This is a genomic window from Paenibacillus sp. FSL H8-0282 (assembly GCF_037963825.1).
Taxonomy (GTDB): Bacteria; Bacillota; Bacilli; order Paenibacillales; family Paenibacillaceae; genus Paenibacillus_AQ; species Paenibacillus_AQ odorifer.
The window spans coordinates 2907920-2922643 of record NZ_CP150146.1 but is presented as its reverse complement, the minus strand read 5'-3'; the positions used below and the strand labels follow the sequence as shown (position 1 = coordinate 2922643).

17 protein-coding genes are annotated in these 14724 nt (G+C 42.5%); 4 read left to right on the top strand and 13 right to left on the bottom strand.

Translation table 11 applies throughout. From position 1 onward, the window contains the following. The first annotated feature begins 47 nt into the window (after nt 1-47). Together NST94_RS12725 and NST94_RS12720 are read left to right on the top strand one after the other, a co-directional pair. On the top strand, nt 48-860 hold the full coding sequence (locus NST94_RS12725; protein ID WP_339282030.1) for a hypothetical protein: 813 nt from the start codon (nt 48-50) through the stop codon (nt 858-860). A gap of 79 nt (nt 861-939) precedes the next feature. After that, entirely contained in the window at nt 940-1317 is a 378-nt protein-coding gene (locus tag NST94_RS12720; protein ID WP_076126051.1) for a PilZ domain-containing protein, read from the top strand. 133 nt (nt 1318-1450) lie between these two features. On the opposite strand, the gene mnhG is transcribed toward NST94_RS12720, so the two are convergent. The 7 genes from mnhG to NST94_RS12685 all read right to left on the bottom strand — a co-directional run bounded on the left by mnhG (nt 1451) and on the right by NST94_RS12685 (nt 8035). After that, nucleotides 1451-1849, bottom strand: a complete 399-nt coding sequence (gene mnhG, locus NST94_RS12715; RefSeq protein WP_036686408.1) for a monovalent cation/H(+) antiporter subunit G — start codon at nt 1847-1849, stop codon at nt 1451-1453. Next, nucleotides 1824-2117 (bottom strand): Na(+)/H(+) antiporter subunit F1, encoded by a 294-nt coding sequence (locus tag NST94_RS12710; protein WP_076135632.1) that lies wholly within the window; start codon nt 2115-2117, stop codon nt 1824-1826. The genes mnhG and NST94_RS12710 overlap by 26 nt, the downstream gene beginning before the upstream one ends. After that, nucleotides 2117-2590 carry a Na+/H+ antiporter subunit E gene (locus tag NST94_RS12705; RefSeq protein WP_076126047.1) on the bottom strand — a complete coding sequence of 158 codons (474 nt, stop codon included), beginning with the start codon at nt 2588-2590 and terminating at the stop codon, nt 2117-2119. The genes NST94_RS12710 and NST94_RS12705 overlap by 1 nt, the downstream gene beginning before the upstream one ends. A 4-nt stretch (nt 2591-2594) precedes the next feature. Beyond that, nucleotides 2595-4073 (bottom strand): Na+/H+ antiporter subunit D, encoded by a 1479-nt coding sequence (locus NST94_RS12700; RefSeq protein ID WP_339282029.1) that lies wholly within the window; start codon nt 4071-4073, stop codon nt 2595-2597. Next, nucleotides 4070-4405 carry a Na(+)/H(+) antiporter subunit C gene (locus tag NST94_RS12695; RefSeq protein ID WP_036686402.1) on the bottom strand — a complete coding sequence of 112 codons (336 nt, stop codon included), beginning with the start codon at nt 4403-4405 and terminating at the stop codon, nt 4070-4072. The genes NST94_RS12700 and NST94_RS12695 overlap by 4 nt, the downstream gene beginning before the upstream one ends. Further along, entirely contained in the window at nt 4405-7269 is a 2865-nt protein-coding gene (locus NST94_RS12690; protein WP_076126230.1) for a Na+/H+ antiporter subunit A, read from the bottom strand. The genes NST94_RS12695 and NST94_RS12690 overlap by 1 nt, the downstream gene beginning before the upstream one ends. Nucleotides 7270-7396: 127 nt before the next feature. Then, nucleotides 7397-8035 (bottom strand): universal stress protein, encoded by a 639-nt coding sequence (locus tag NST94_RS12685; RefSeq protein WP_232061321.1) that lies wholly within the window; start codon nt 8033-8035, stop codon nt 7397-7399. A 345-nt stretch (nt 8036-8380) separates the two neighbouring features. Here NST94_RS12685 and NST94_RS12680 point away from each other — a divergent pair, with 345 nt between their 5' ends. Next, nucleotides 8381-8713 carry a metalloregulator ArsR/SmtB family transcription factor gene (locus NST94_RS12680; protein ID WP_076126043.1) on the top strand — a complete coding sequence of 111 codons (333 nt, stop codon included), beginning with the start codon at nt 8381-8383 and terminating at the stop codon, nt 8711-8713. Nucleotides 8714-8764: 51 nt separating this feature from the next. Further along, nucleotides 8765-9301, top strand: coding sequence for an SRPBCC domain-containing protein (locus NST94_RS12675; protein ID WP_076183573.1), 537 nt, complete (start codon nt 8765-8767; stop codon nt 9299-9301). Nucleotides 9302-9364: 63 nt separating this feature from the next. On the opposite strand, the gene NST94_RS12670 is transcribed toward NST94_RS12675, so the two are convergent. The 6 genes from NST94_RS12670 to NST94_RS12645 form a co-directional block, all read right to left on the bottom strand. Next, nucleotides 9365-10117 carry an alpha/beta hydrolase-fold protein gene (locus NST94_RS12670; RefSeq protein ID WP_339282028.1) on the bottom strand — a complete coding sequence of 251 codons (753 nt, stop codon included), beginning with the start codon at nt 10115-10117 and terminating at the stop codon, nt 9365-9367. An 11-nt stretch (nt 10118-10128) separates the two neighbouring features. Continuing rightward, a complete protein-coding gene (locus tag NST94_RS12665) occupies nt 10129-10929 on the bottom strand; it encodes an alpha/beta hydrolase-fold protein (RefSeq protein WP_339282027.1) in 801 nt (266 codons plus the stop codon). 19 nt (nt 10930-10948) lie between these two features. Next, nucleotides 10949-11953, bottom strand: coding sequence for an iron ABC transporter permease (locus NST94_RS12660; RefSeq protein WP_076144064.1), 1005 nt, complete (start codon nt 11951-11953; stop codon nt 10949-10951). Between the two features lie 25 nt (nt 11954-11978). After that, entirely contained in the window at nt 11979-12995 is a 1017-nt protein-coding gene (locus NST94_RS12655; RefSeq protein WP_339282026.1) for an iron ABC transporter permease, read from the bottom strand. Between the two features lie 13 nt (nt 12996-13008). After that, nucleotides 13009-14025: an ABC transporter substrate-binding protein gene (locus NST94_RS12650; protein ID WP_339282025.1), complete on the bottom strand. Its 1017-nt coding sequence runs from the start codon at nt 14023-14025 to the stop codon at nt 13009-13011. 221 nt (nt 14026-14246) lie between these two features. Beyond that, the gene (locus tag NST94_RS12645; RefSeq protein WP_081386290.1) at nt 14247-14699 is read right to left on the bottom strand and encodes a hypothetical protein; all 453 of its coding nucleotides are present in this window, start codon (nt 14697-14699) and stop codon (nt 14247-14249) included. Nucleotides 14700-14724 lie beyond the last annotated feature (25 nt).

Below are 14724 nucleotides of genomic sequence, written 5' to 3'. Positions count from 1 at the left end.
AGGTTAGGAAGATTCAGCATCATCCGAAGCAAATGGAGGTTATTCAAGTGAATAACAAAAAATTCCCCACTACTTTAGCTGTACTCCTGTTCTCGGGGAGTCTGCTAATCGTCAGTGCAGTCATTCAAAACACCACCCATTTAGCTTTAACCAGCACCAAAACCCAAGGGATGAAGTTGGAAGCACCAACGCCGGTGTCCTCCACAGTGAATGACGATCTACAACCGCAGATGAGTCCTAAAGAAATACAACCCATTAACAATTTCATAGACATGGCTGGTCATGAGACTTCTGAATCCAAACGGACCACTGTCACACCGCCTGCTGCAGGGAATTTGAGTCAGACTGATGCCGTTATTCTTGCTGCTACAAGCGTACGCAAATTATTCGATGTGGATATTGCCAAGCTGCAGATGCGGGTTATTCTGAGTGATACCCGAACCTCGCTGCCGTGGACATGGGCTGTACATTTCAGTCCATATAACGCCAAGACCCTAGAAGGGCAAGGTAAGGAATTCTGGGAATATGATGTACTAATTGATCCCATAAACGGTATGGTAGTGAACACGACCGCGATTAATATTGCTCTGAAAAGAACACCAATTAGCGCTTCTGCTGCCAGCACTATCTATAAAGATGCCCGTTGGATCAATGCGGCCATAACTATCCTTACAGATAAACAAAAAGAAAACCGGAAAATTGCTACAGCAACACTGATCAACACTGACACCAATGATAAACGCGGCATGGTCGCTGTTCAGATGATGCTGGAAGATGGCAGCAGCTACACGGCAGAAATGCGTTATCCTGATCAAAGTCTGCGCTGCCTTACCTACGAGACTGCTCAAGTACTGAAATAATCAAAAATAGAATCAGCTCTTCACTAATCCTACTTTTATGTCGATAATTTATATTACATGGAAAAGTATGGAGGAGCATATGAACACTAATCGCAGAACCGAACCTTTTCGATATACCCTTAAAGAACCTGTAACATTTGATCTTCATATTCTTACTATTAACGGAATTCAGGTTCCTTCCAAGCCTGTAAGGGCTGTATTGTTCGACATCAGTCGATCGGGTTGCCACTTATCGTTACCCCTCAATATCAACCCAGAAAATAACCTAGTACGCATTGGCATGGAAATGAATCTTACGGATGAATCTATGTACATAGAAGGAATATTGAAATGGAACAAAGAACAACAAGGCAGTTTCCACTACGGCATTCAATTGGACATCCCTGAGAATGATGGTGATCGACTCCCAAGGGTACTTCGCATCCTTGCTGGAGAAGGCAAAATATTAGTTCGTTAAGATAACAAAAAAGAGTAGTTTTAATCTAAAAAAGCAACAACCCCGCGTTTTCATGCAGGGTTGTTGCTTTTTAGCTATTGCGATCCAAACTTATTGTTGTAATCCGAAATCGCAGATCACCATTTCATGGATTTTATTCTTGAGGCACATCCCGTTCAGGGGATGCTGCTACAGCTTTTTCTTTCTCCAGTACCTCTCTTAAATCATCTTGAATTCTGCGATTCCATAAGGGAACCCCTGAGCGATAAGCAGCTCTGCCCGTCAAATGTGCAGATAAAGGTGAGGTCATAAATACAAAGACAATCCCCAGTAGCAGCTTAGCACTTATATGATCTAGAAAAAATGCAAAATATAGAAAGGCCCCGCTCAGAACACATAAAACACCAAGGGTGGCACTTTTGGCAGCGGCATGTGATCTCAGATAAACATCAGGCAGCCGAATCAGACCATAAGCACTTACAGCACTAAGCAATGCCCCCATCAGTATTAATAAGGCAAACAGCAATTCACCGACTGTCTTGATCGTTTCCATGTTCTAGCACCACTCCCCTTTCGATGTATCTGGCAAATGCCGTCGTGCCGATAAAGGAAAGAATGCCTATTAACAAAATAATTTCGATAAAAGCCTGCGTTCGGAGTAAAACAGAAAGAACGGCTACCATGGCTAACAGATTAATTCCAATCGTATCCAGTGCCGCTACCCGGTCGGGCAAAGAAGGTCCCTTCAACAACCGCCAGGCACATACACCAATCGCCAGCGCCATAATCGTAAGCGAGAGCATAAGAATAAATTGGATCATTAACGGGTCACCTCCAATATCGCACGCTCAAAGGTGTCACGGATATTCGCTCTGAACTGTGCGGGATCCTCAACATCCATGGCATGAATATACAAAGTCCGGTTATCATCCGAAACTTCAAGTACCACAGATCCGGGAGTAAGGCAGAGCAATGTGATCAACGTAGCCACTTCCCAATCCGATTTCAGCTCTGTAGTATATTTTAAGATTGCTGGACGTATATTAAGCTCCGGTCTCAGAACAGCTTTTACTACTACATAGCTTGAAACGACCAGCTCCCGCAGCAGCAACAGGATTAGCTTAATAATTGCCCACACTTTTCCTAGATATAATCTGGGCCAAAAACGTCGCATTCCGAGCAGAATGAGGATACCGATCAAGAAACCAATGACGAAACGTGGCCCAGTCCAGTCATTGTGCAGGAACATCCACAGGAATGCTATCATGAAATTCAATAATAGTTGAAAAGCCATAGTATCACTCCTTCATGACAGCGTTAATGTATAGTGCTGGATCAGCCAGTACAGCTCCGGCTTGGCTGACAAGTCCGTTTACCGTCTCCGCACCCACACCCATCAGAATTACAATCGCGAACAGAACAGCTGCCGGTGCCATCATAGCTTTATAATGAAGCGGTTTGACTTGTTCTTCCCTTTTCTCGCCACCCCAGAACACTTGCTGGAATACCTTGATCAAGGAATATAACACTACGAAGCTGGATGCAAGTGCAATCAGCGCCAGAGCCACGTGATTCTCGCCAAATCCACTCCGCACCATCATCACTTTTCCAGCGAAACCACTAAGGGGCGGAACACCAACCAATGCCAAAGTCAGTACAAAAAACATCCAGCCGGTCCACGGATAACGTCGGATTAAACCACCCATTTCTTTTAAGCGGTCAGTGCCTGAAGCTGAGATAATCATCCCACCCAGGAAGAATAATAATGCTTTGGCAACCATGTCATGCATTAAATAAAACACTACACCATTTAACGAATCCTGAGTCGCAACAGAGATCCCAAAAGCAATAAATCCTACACTGATGATGATATTATAATTAAATATTCGGCCCAAATCGTTGTATGCCAATGCCCCGATTGCCCCAAGTATCATCGTCGCCCCCGCCATCCAGGCAATCAATGTATGGGTAAGTTCCGGTTCTTGAATAAAAATCAAAGTAAAGGTACGAGTAATTGCATACAATCCGACCTTGGTTAGCAAAGCCCCAAACAGGGCTCTAACAGCCAATGGCGGTGCACTATAAGAATCGGGAAGCCAGAAAAAGAGCAGTAAACCTGCCTTAATCGAAAATACAATTAGCAGCAGAACCGCAATGACGTTCATTACACCGCCTTGTCCCGCCTCTGCTACACGCATAGATAGATGCGCCATATTCAGTGTTCCTGTCGCGGCATATAAATAAGCAATCGTCGCCACAAACAAGGATGAGGAAATCACATTAATTAATACATACTTTAATGTCTCTCGCAGTTGACCCTTGGACCCACCAAGTACGATCAAAGCGTAAGAGGCAACTAACAGCACCTCAAAGCAGACAAACAAGTTAAACAGGTCCCCGGTGAGGAAAGAGCCAAATACCCCGGTTAATAAAAAATGGAAAAACGGATAGTAATAAAACCGTTCCCTGTCTTCCCCAATGCTAGCGAAGGAAAAAAACAGACAAGCCGCGCCAACAATGGCCGCAGTCAAAACGAGCAATGCCGAAAACATATCGGCAACAAACACAATGCCATAAGGTGGACGCCATCCCCCCATATATAAGGTCTGGATACCGTTTGTATTTACCTGATACACAATGAATCCTGCAACAAAGATATTTACAAACACACTGACGGCACTTATGATTCGTTGCAGACGTACTCGTTCTTTCAAAAAAATGAGTATAACTGCCGTAATGGCCGGAATCAGCAGAGGCAGCACTAACAAGTTGTTCATCGTCTCTCCTCCTTGGTTCCTTCCACATCATCGGTACCCGTCGAGCGGTAAGTCCGGTATGCCAAAACAATAAAAAATGCTGTTACTCCAAAGCTAATTACAATAGAGGTCAAAATGAGCGCCTGCGGCAAAGGATCGACATAAGCTTCCGCTTCCTCACCCAGCAATGGTGCAGCACCTGTCTTGAGGCCAGACATTGTCAGTAACAACAAATGAACGCCGTGCGTTATTAAAGTGGTTCCCAGAAGGATGCGCAGCAAGCTTTTGGAAAGAACTAGATAAACACCTACGGAAAACAGTACACCGATCGCCAGGGCAATAATAAGCTCCATTAGCTATCCCTCCCGATCGTAAATATGATATTCATAGTGACACCAATAACAGCTAAGAAAACACCGAGATCAAAGAACATTGCTGTGGTCAGTTCTGTTTTGCCCATAAGTGGCAGTTGGAAATAGCCAAACGCTTGGCTCAGAAAAGGTACATCGAATAAAAACGAACCTATTCCTGTAAGAAAAGCTACAGATACCCCAACCGCGATTAACTTACGATAGTCGATAGGCAATACCTTCTCAACCATATCAATCCCAAAAGTAATGGCGAGCAGTACCAATGCGGCTGATGCCATCAATGCTCCAATAAATCCGCCTCCCGGATTATTATGTCCGGCGAAAAACAGATAAAGCGAAAATATTAGTATCATAACGAAGGCTACTTTAGCTACCGCTTGTAGTAACACATCATCACTTACAGAAGAACGTGGTTTATTATCCTTCACAGCCCGCTTCAGTGGGGCAATAGTTCCATCCGTATCCAGCTGCAGTTTGATCATGGAATAAATAGCAAGTGAGGCAAGGCCAAGCACTGTAATTTCAAACATGGTATCAAAGCCGCGGAAATCAACGAGCAGAACATTAACAATATTTTTACCGCCACCCAAGGTATAGCTATTCTCCACATAATATTTCGAGATGGATTCGAACGGACTACTGCCTAAAGCAGCAAGTGCAACCAATGTCATAGTTATTCCCATCCCGATGGAAATAATTAGCTTAGGCAAGCGGGACCGAAGTTTGAGCGGCTCTTTCTCCAGCTTAGGCAAATGCCGAAAACATAGCAGGAACAATGTAACGGATACTACTTCGACAATCATCTGGGTAAGCGCCAGATCAGGTGCCCGGAACAGAACAAAGAGTAAAGTAACCATATAACCAACCATTCCTGTTAACAAAATGGCTGTGATTCTGGAACGAACAAAGGGGATAGCCAAAGCGCCCACAAGCATAACCATAACAACAATAACTTCAAACAAAGAAAACGGAGCATATTCAGTTGTCCCAAGCGTTATTCCATCGGTATACCACACGGCTCCACCAATGGCTACGATCAGGAAAGCGAAGATATACATCAAGTAATGGCGCATGGAACCTGTCATATAGGTGCCAGTCAACGCCCTAGACGATTTCTCGACCAGCCGGATTACTCCGTCATAGACTTGATTTAAAGTGTAGCCACTGCCCCATTCTTTATCGACCAGACTCCAGCGGCCATAGATTCGGTATACAATAATACCAAGAATCACAACACCAAGTGTCATCCATATTTCTGGTGTAAAGCCGTGCCAGAAATGAATATTCACAACAAAGGGTTCTCCGGTCTGCAAGATAGGGTGAATAGCATTCATTGCAGGGATAATAAGTGTTTTGGATAATATATTCGGGAAAAAACCGATAAATATAGACAGCACTGCTAGCAGGCACGGGGCAAGCAGAAGTCCAAATGGGGCTTCATGCGGTTTTTTGTCCAGCTTCTCAGGCTGATATTTTCCGAAAAAGGTGTGGAAAACCAAAATCATACTGTATGCAAAAGTAAACACGCTGGCAATCCAGGCCAAAACCGGGAAGAGCGTAAACAACGAGGGAATAGACAATATATCCAGGTTTCGGATATTCAGAACAGCCGTAAAAAACATCTCTTTACTTAAAAACCCGGAAAATGGCGGCAAACCAGCCATCGAGAAACTGCCGATCATCGCTACCGTAAAGGTAACCGGCATAATGGAAATCAGTCCGCCCAGCTTTCGCAGGTCGCGGGTACCCGTCTCATGGTCAACTATACCGACCATCATAAACAAAGAGCCTTTAAAGATGGCATGGTTAATAAGGTGAAAGATAGCCGCTGTTGTTGCAGCAGTGTAAAAGACTGAATCTTCCCCTACATAAAATGCCGCTGCCGATCCCATTCCCAGCAATCCCATAATCAGTCCAAGTTGACTAATCGTTGAATAGGCTAATAGAGCCTTCAGGTCCGTCTGCTTCATCGCCTGGATGGAGCCATAAATCAAGGTGATCAAACCGACGCCTGACACAACCCAGAACCACTCATATTGCCCCGCAAAAACAGGGCTGAAACGGGCGACAAGATACAATCCAGCTTTAACCATCGTTGCCGAGTGCAGATAGGCGCTGACGGGTGTCGGTGCCTCCATGGCATCCGGCAGCCAGATATGAAACGGGAACTGAGCTGATTTGGTGAAGGCGCCTAAGAGAATTAGTAGCATCGCCGGAATAAATAAAGCATGCCCGCTGATATCGCCAACCTCACTCCAAATTTCCCGGATACTAAAGGTGCCTGTCATTACATAAAGCATTAAAAAGCCGGCAAACATCGCTAAACCACCAAATACGGTAATCAACATAGATTTGAGAGCACCATACCGCGATTTTTGCCGCCGATGCCAAAAGGCAATTAACAGAAATGACGAAACACTTGTTAATTCCCAAAAGCCATATAACACCATCAAGTTATCCGAGAGCACAACGCCAAGCATCGCCCCCATAAACAACATTAGATAAATATAAAAAGGGGTTAACGCTTCTTTTCGCCGGTCCAGATAATAAATTGAATAGATAATTACAAGACTACCCATCCCAGTGATTAGCAAAGCAAACAACAAACTTAATCCATCCAGATGGAAAACCAAATCAATTCCTAGTGAAGGAATCCATGAAATGGTTTCATATCCCAAATCCCCACCTTTAATAACGGGAATCCGGGTTAAGAAATAAACAAACAAAACGAGTGAACCAGGGAAAACAAGCCATCCTCTATGAAGGTTGGGTGCTCTCTTGGACAAAAGTGCGATTACTAAGGCCATTAGAAACGGAACAAGTATGATTACATGCAGCAAAGGCAGTCCTCCTTTTCCACTTGAGCTTATCAAGTTGTGAACTTTAGTACTTACTTTTTTACCAAAAGCCAAAGATCATATGATTGGTAGGGCCTTTTATACAAGGCCCCAATGTTGATAAGGGCAAGCCCGATTATAAAGAATCGGTCAATGTGCCATCACAAATATGCAGATATCTAGCCTTTCCATCTTCTTGCTCAATTCTGAATAAACCGTTCTCAAATTCTGTGTGTAGTTCGTGAAAGAACTTTCCCTTAAGCGAATACTCTCCCTGAGGTTCATCACTGAGCTGGTACTCAGCCCCGTTTTTGACCAGGTAAGCGATAACGCCTTCCTCATGGGTTTCTTCCAGCCCTGCACGCATCCGCTGCACAGCCACGACATGCAGATCCATCATTTTCATTTTACCAATGAGTTCATTGATGAAATTACGTTTGGTAAGCTCCTGCCACCGAGTTTGAGCAGATTGTCCAATGACGATCTGTGTGACCTCATTCTCTTCAGCAACTTCTACAATAATATCTGTTGTTTTTCGGCCTTCACGTTTCCGAATGATAAACTCTGCGCCAGCTTCATCGGCAAGACGTTTCCAGACCGTCATATACATTTCTTTGCTCTGATTATATTCATCAATATCCGAACTATCGACATTTAATACAAACAATGGCGCCCCTATAATTTCAGATAGTTGGACACCACGCCGGATTAAACGCTCCCCATGCGGACCATAATGAACACAAACCATAATCTTTTCATTGTGTATGACCTTCACCCTCCTGTAACATGGCCAAGAAATACAAAAGGAGCCCACTGGCGTTAGGCCCCTTGCGTAATTCTAAAACCCGATAAGTTATACTTAATTATATCTATTCCTATGTTTTTTGTAAAGTTTGTTGGTTATCATGGAACATATTTCTTTTTAATGCTTGTATCATGCCCTTCTCTAGCAGTTGTCATACAATGGTTATTATATATTCCTTTACAGGAATATTCCCTCCGTGGTATATTATCATCACAAACAGGAAATACCAAAAAGGAGGCGCTATAGAGCCGCTTAACCACAGTATGTCATAATAGAGATACGAATGAATTTAATGAATCGAAGTGATCCTTGTTTATGAATACTAACGTTATGAGTGCCTTAGCTGAGCCCCACCGCATGCAGATCGTTGAACTATTACGCGAGAATCCTCTAACCGTTGGGGAGATTGCAGAAAGTCTTCAGCTACGGCAGCCTCAAGCGTCCAAGCATTTGCGCGTCCTTAGTGAAGCGGGCTTAATTGAAGTTCAAGCTGTTGCTAACAAGCGCATTTGCAAGCTCCGTCCTGATCCATTTAAGGAAATAGACGATTGGTTAGACTCCTACCGCCATATATGGGAAGAACGATACGATCGACTGGATGATTATTTACAAAAGCTACAGAGCAATGAAAACAATAATAAATCATAGCCTCAGGTCGAAATTGGCAGGAAGCAAACAAATTTGAGGAGGATCTATCCCATGACAAATTCTAACCCGTCCAACCAAGTGGTATCCAAAGTTGTTGATGGCAACACATTAGTATTAGAGCGCGTATTCCAAGCTCCACGTGAGCTAGTATTCAAGGCTTTTTCTGAGGCTGAGCATTTGAAGCACTGGTGGGGTCCAAAAGGTTGGACGCTTCCCGTATGTAATGTCGATTTCCGTCCAGGGGGTACTTGGCATTATTGCATGAAGTGCGTGGATAAGAATCAAGGGGATTTCTACGGTATGGAGTCTTGGGGCAAGGCGTTGTATAAGGAAATTACAGTCCCAGAACAAGTCATTTATACAGATGGATTCTCAGATGCAGAGGGTAATATTTCAAAAGATTTGCCTGAAACGCTTGTCCAGCTAGATTTTATCGACCTGGAGGGTCAAACGAAGCTGGTGAATACCGGTAAATACACTTCTCCGGAAGCCTTGCAACAAGTGATTGATATGGGGATGTTAGAGGGGATTTCCCAAACCTTCGATAATTTGGACGCCCATCTTGAGAATTTACAGAAGAATAACTAGAGCAGCTATCACACGATAAGTAGGACGATGCAAGGATACTCACTCCTGCTCGTCCTATTATGTTTATTTTGCAGGAAATAAGAACCTGATACTATTCGGAAAATATTGCAGGAAAAACGTATCATTATGCGTGCCCAGCGGATCCGTCTCAAACTTCACTCGCTGATCCGCTCCAACAATCTTCTCTTTTAAAATATCATAAGCACGTTTGCTGTTAGGCACCATGTCCTTCTGGGCATTTGTCTTGTGGATCCCTTCCTTTTCACCAACATACATATAAATTCTGCATTCCCTATCTAGTCTTGATGTCTCCATGAAATGAATGAAATCTTTAAACCATACAGACGCAGATATCAATATAAAATTTCCAACAGTAGCTTCAGTCTTGTACATCGCATACAGACTTATTAATCCACCTAGTGAAACACCACCCAAAGCCAATTTCTCCGGCTCGTTGGAGATGCGATAGGAGCTTTTGATATAGGGTACAAGATCCTGATAGACATAATTCAAATAATCATCGCCCTTGCCCCCAAAGGACCAATCCTTAAAAAGAGCAGACATTTCCCAAGGTGTATATTCATCATTCCGCAGCTGAGAATCGATCCCGATAAAAATAACCGGCTCTGTTACTCCCTCTTCCACATCTTTCTCTATAGCTGTAATCGCCTCTTTGAACAAAAAATCTCCATCCTGTAAGAAAACCGCTGGAAACATCCGCTCCGGAAATAGATGATATTCTTTCGGTAAATACACGGTAATCTGACGATCCATATGTTCAAAAAGCACAAGCTCGCCTGCCCTCATTTGCGTCATATCCCCACTCCTTAACAGTTCAGCACTCGAAACGCTCTACTCATAATCGTTGGTACTACAGAAGCGTGATTTTCATTGGGTGCGACATAGTGCTTAACCTCTAAATTAGGCAAAGCATACTCATTCAATTTTGAAAATAATATTGCTGCGTCATCGACCATAAACGACTCTTCACTCCCTACGGTAATCAATAACTTTTGTTTATCGGCCGTCAGCTCTTGACCCTTGCTATAGAACTGCTCCGCATACGTCAGGATTTCATGATCATTCCACCAAATGGATGGACTAGAGGCCAAATAATACTGGAATAGCTTCGTACGAGTGAATAACGTCCAGAGGACAAATAGACCACTGAGAGAGTGACCAAACAAGGCTTGTTTATGCTGATCCACATTATATTTCTTGTTGATTGCTGGCATTAACTCTAATTCTAAAAAAGCCAAAAAATTCTCAGCCCCACCATGTGGACCTATGTCAGCATTTTTCAATCGATCCGGATATACATACTGCTTCGCTGGAGGTGTGAAATCATAAAATCTTCTTTTAGAGACCTCTTCATCTGAACCATAATGTCCAATGCCAATCACAATTGCTGGTGCAATAAAAGTTTTCGGGGCATTTCTTGACTGCAATTTCACAACATCCCGACCCAATTGAAAATATGAATTACCATCGAGCATGTAATACACGGGGAAGCCCTTTTCTGGTGCTGCTTCTCTGGGAAGAGAAACCTTTATATCGTACGTGTAACCCATATACTGAGATTCAAGTTTCCATGATTCTGTGTGTTCGAGCTCTACTTGTGTTGTCATTTTTTCTGTACACTCTCCCCTACACTCTTGACTTTGCTAATAAATATAAGAAATAAGGAATTCCAATAATCGAAACGACTATACCCACGGGTAACTCTGCCGGCTGAAATATTGTTTTGGCAAAATAATCCGAGATCACCAGCAAAAACATCCCTACCACTGCACTGGATAACATAATATAGCGGTGATTAATCCCTACTAATCTTCTGGCGATATGAGGAGCCATCAAGCCTATAAAACTTATAGAACCGGATACAGATACACAAACACTTACGATCCCCACACTGCATAACAGAAAGATCAGCTTTTCTTTTTCTACAGAGATCCCTAAGCTCTTTGTACTGGAATCCTCCAATTGAAAATAATTGAGTAAATAGCTTTTTCGATACATTATAAATCCTAAAATAAGCACCCAAGGTGCGATCATAATGATATAAGTCCAGTTCGCGCTGTAAATACTTCCGACACTCCAAACCGCAGCCATCTCATAATCACTTGCATTCATTTTCAGAGAAATATACAACGACAACGCACCAAAACCACTGCTAATCGCGATCCCTGTCAAAATCAAGCGTTGCATATCGAGTGCACCATTCCGCCATGAAAAAATAAAGATAATGACAACTGCGGCAAGCCCACCTACAAAACCAAACAGCGGCATGGCTAGTATCGAGAACCAGCTTTCTTTAAAAAAAGTAACTCCCGACATCTGAAAGAAAAACATAAATGCAACGATGGCAGCTCCTGCGCCTGCATTAATCCCAAGGATACCTGGATCAGCCAGCCCGTTACGGGTAATCCCTTGAATGACAGTTCCCGCCATCCCCAGACCTATTCCTACTAATGAGGCAATAATGATCCGTGGTAACCGAAACTGAAAAATAACCAGGTCAAATTTAGCATTAGGATCTATTCGCAGCAGTGTTTTTATCACATCCATTACAGACATATCAAACACGCCATTCGTAAGATGAAAATACCCGGCCACAAGGGTTAACAGGATAAAAACTAATAGTGTAAGCATATAGCGGCTAAACTGTACTTTACTTCTATCCACGCTGCTCTCCCCCTTTAATCCGAATTAAATAAAGGAAGAAAGGGATGCCAATAAAGGCTGTTACAACACCAATTGGCGTCTCAAACGGAAAGTTAATATAACGGCTTAAGACATCGCAAAACGCTAAAAAAACAGCTCCAATCACCGCTGAGCAAGGAATGATAAAGCGATAGTCTATACCTACGATAAAACGTGTAATATGAGGAATGATTAGACCCACAAAGGCTATCTTGCCGACTAAAGCTACTGCTGTCCCGGTCAGACATATAACAGATATAATACTGACAATTTTCACCCATTTTGTTCGTTGACCCAAGCTAATCGCGGTTTCATCCCCCAGGGAAGCAACCATTACTGACTTAGAAATACTAACCGCCAAGAGCAGTCCAACGATTATAAAAGGAACTGATAATATTAGCATATCTGGATTAACGGTATGTATTTTCGAGCTATACCAAACGCTAACATTTTGTGAGACTTGAAAAAACATCGCTACTGCTGAGGCGATACTACTTAAAAAAGTACCAATTACAGTCCCAATAATAGCTAACCTGACTGGTGATAAACCGTTTTTAACCAATGAACCAAATCCGAAAACCAAACCTGCTCCGATGGCTGAACCCACCATAGATAAAATAATCATTTGAACATTCGATAATCCCGGATAAAACACCATAGCCAACGTAATAACAAATGCCGATCCGTCATTTACTCCCATAATCGATGGTGATGCAAGATAGTTACGTGTAACCCCCTGCATTAACGCCCCTGAAACAGCCAGAGCCGCTCCAACTAATAAAGCGGCGATTACACGCGGAAATCTAGATGTCATAATAATGTTGTGGTCCACATTATTAGCATCGAAGTGTGTAATCGCCTGCCATATTGTCAATATTCCAATATCTTTAACACCATATAAGACGGATACAACCATTGCTAATACGATGAATAATGGAGAAGTTGATAGGATCAATATAACTTTCCAATTTTTTGTATTCATCTTATTCATCGCACCTTCGGTTTTACTTCAACAGGTTTTCAATTGCCGCATCCAGGAATCTTACTTTAGACCAAGCCGTTCCACCTTGTGCCAACGGATCAATTGCATTTACAAACACATGATTATTTTTGACAGCAGTTACGCTTTTGAAGATCGGATTCTTGAGCAAATCATCAAGTGCTGTTGCATTATCAGTATTCTCACTAGTCTCAAACTGCAAGAAAATATAGTCCGGATTAATATCCGCCAAAGCTTCTAATGAAAGCTCTGCTTGTGCTTCTGTAGAGGAGATCACCTCAGGAATGGCAGCACCCAGATCTTCATAAATAACCGGATTCAAATAAACGCCAGCAGGATACACACACATACTGCCCTGACGAATACGAATGACTAGAATGGATTGATCTTTCAGCTTTTCTCCAATTTCAGCCTTTGCACCCGCAGCTTTAGATTCATAATCACTAATAATTTTTTCTGCATCTGTGGTCTTACCGGATAATTGGCCTAATAAGAGCAAGTTATCTTTCCAGTTTGTTGAAATATGTGAATAAGGAATCATCGTTTGAATTTTATTAAGTGCGCCGGCCACATCTTCCCCAAACTTGGAAGACCCTAAGATAACATCTGGATCCAGTTGCAGAATCGCTTCATTACTTGGAGCAAATTTATCCCCCACTAAGGATGCACCCGCTAGGTCAGTTGACAGATAACCTGGAATAGCATCAGCTATTGCAAGTACACCTACAGGTTTCACTCCCAGTATGGCAGCATCTTCCATAGATTCGAGACTTGCTGCTACAATATTATTAATCTTTGCAGGCACGACATAATCCTTGCCCAAATATGTAACGGTTTGTTCAGTGGCAACAGCCTCCTGAGCCGCATTTCCTTTGTTATTTGCAGTTCCTTCTGTTGCTACTGCAGCATTATTTGTGCTTTTTTCTGAAGCTGTCTTATCCTTTTCATTGTTACCGCAAGCTGCCAAACTCAAAGCTAAAACTGCTGATACCCCAGCTAATAAATATTTTTTCTGATTCATAATCAATCTCCCCATCTATATTTTATTTATCATTCTTCAAACTAAAGTAATGATAATGAGAATCGTTATCATATTAAATCATATGAGAATAATTATCAATACTTTTCTTTGATTATATGAAATCTTGTAATTTAACAGTTGCGTTTAATTATTAGTGAACATGCAGAAGAACCCGCACCAAATGCGGGTTCTTCTGCACTATAAATATGAGTCCATTTTTTTTAATCAGCGTTATAAAACTCAGATAAGTCACGGAACAACAATCCGCACGCCTCTAGTCTATTAAGTTCCTCATCCACATCAGTGATCAAATTGCTTTCTCTCTCATGGGCTGTATTGATTAGCCACGGTTGTCCCTGTTTTAGAAAACAAAGATCATCAGGCAGCCTGGTCTGTACCCACGAGTACAAGCTGGTGGAATAGGATAAAAGAATATTGACGGCTTCAGGCGAACAATCAAAAAAATAAACATCTGCATAATGCCCCATAAGCCGAGTCCCCGGCCAATAGTCATCTTTTATGACCTTTTTGAGAAAAGGTTGCAGCTGTTCAAGCAGTTCATATCCTTCTGGCTCCAACTCCATCTGATCACGTTTTACTAAAATAAATTCATCACATACTTCCATAGCTACCTGTACCAGCGTCTTGTAGGTCTGACCCGTTGGTTCCTGCAAAATAGTATGAATAATAATGTACCCC

Excerpts from the sequence above, each read along its gene's own strand:
- NST94_RS12720 (WP_076126051.1), top strand. The coding sequence starts at position 940 with ATGAACACTAATCGCAGAACCGAACCTTTTCGATATACCCTTAAAGAA.
- mnhG (WP_036686408.1), bottom strand. The coding sequence starts at position 1,849 with ATGGAAACGATCAAGACAGTCGGTGAATTGCTGTTTGCCTTATTAATA.
- NST94_RS12710 (WP_076135632.1), bottom strand. The coding sequence starts at position 2,117 with ATGATCCAATTTATTCTTATGCTCTCGCTTACGATTATGGCGCTGGCG.
- NST94_RS12705 (WP_076126047.1), bottom strand. The coding sequence starts at position 2,590 with ATGGCTTTTCAACTATTATTGAATTTCATGATAGCATTCCTGTGGATG.
- NST94_RS12700 (WP_339282029.1), bottom strand. The coding sequence starts at position 4,073 with ATGAACAACTTGTTAGTGCTGCCTCTGCTGATTCCGGCCATTACGGCA.
- NST94_RS12695 (WP_036686402.1), bottom strand. The coding sequence starts at position 4,405 with ATGGAGCTTATTATTGCCCTGGCGATCGGTGTACTGTTTTCCGTAGGT.
- NST94_RS12680 (WP_076126043.1), top strand. The coding sequence starts at position 8,381 with ATGAATACTAACGTTATGAGTGCCTTAGCTGAGCCCCACCGCATGCAG.
- NST94_RS12675 (WP_076183573.1), top strand. The coding sequence starts at position 8,765 with ATGACAAATTCTAACCCGTCCAACCAAGTGGTATCCAAAGTTGTTGAT.
- NST94_RS12670 (WP_339282028.1), bottom strand. The coding sequence starts at position 10,117 with ATGACGCAAATGAGGGCAGGCGAGCTTGTGCTTTTTGAACATATGGAT.
- NST94_RS12665 (WP_339282027.1), bottom strand. The coding sequence starts at position 10,929 with ATGACAACACAAGTAGAGCTCGAACACACAGAATCATGGAAACTTGAA.
- NST94_RS12660 (WP_076144064.1), bottom strand. The coding sequence starts at position 11,953 with ATGCTTACACTATTAGTTTTTATCCTGTTAACCCTTGTGGCCGGGTAT.
- NST94_RS12655 (WP_339282026.1), bottom strand. The coding sequence starts at position 12,995 with ATGAATAAGATGAATACAAAAAATTGGAAAGTTATATTGATCCTATCA.
- NST94_RS12650 (WP_339282025.1), bottom strand. The coding sequence starts at position 14,025 with ATGAATCAGAAAAAATATTTATTAGCTGGGGTATCAGCAGTTTTAGCT.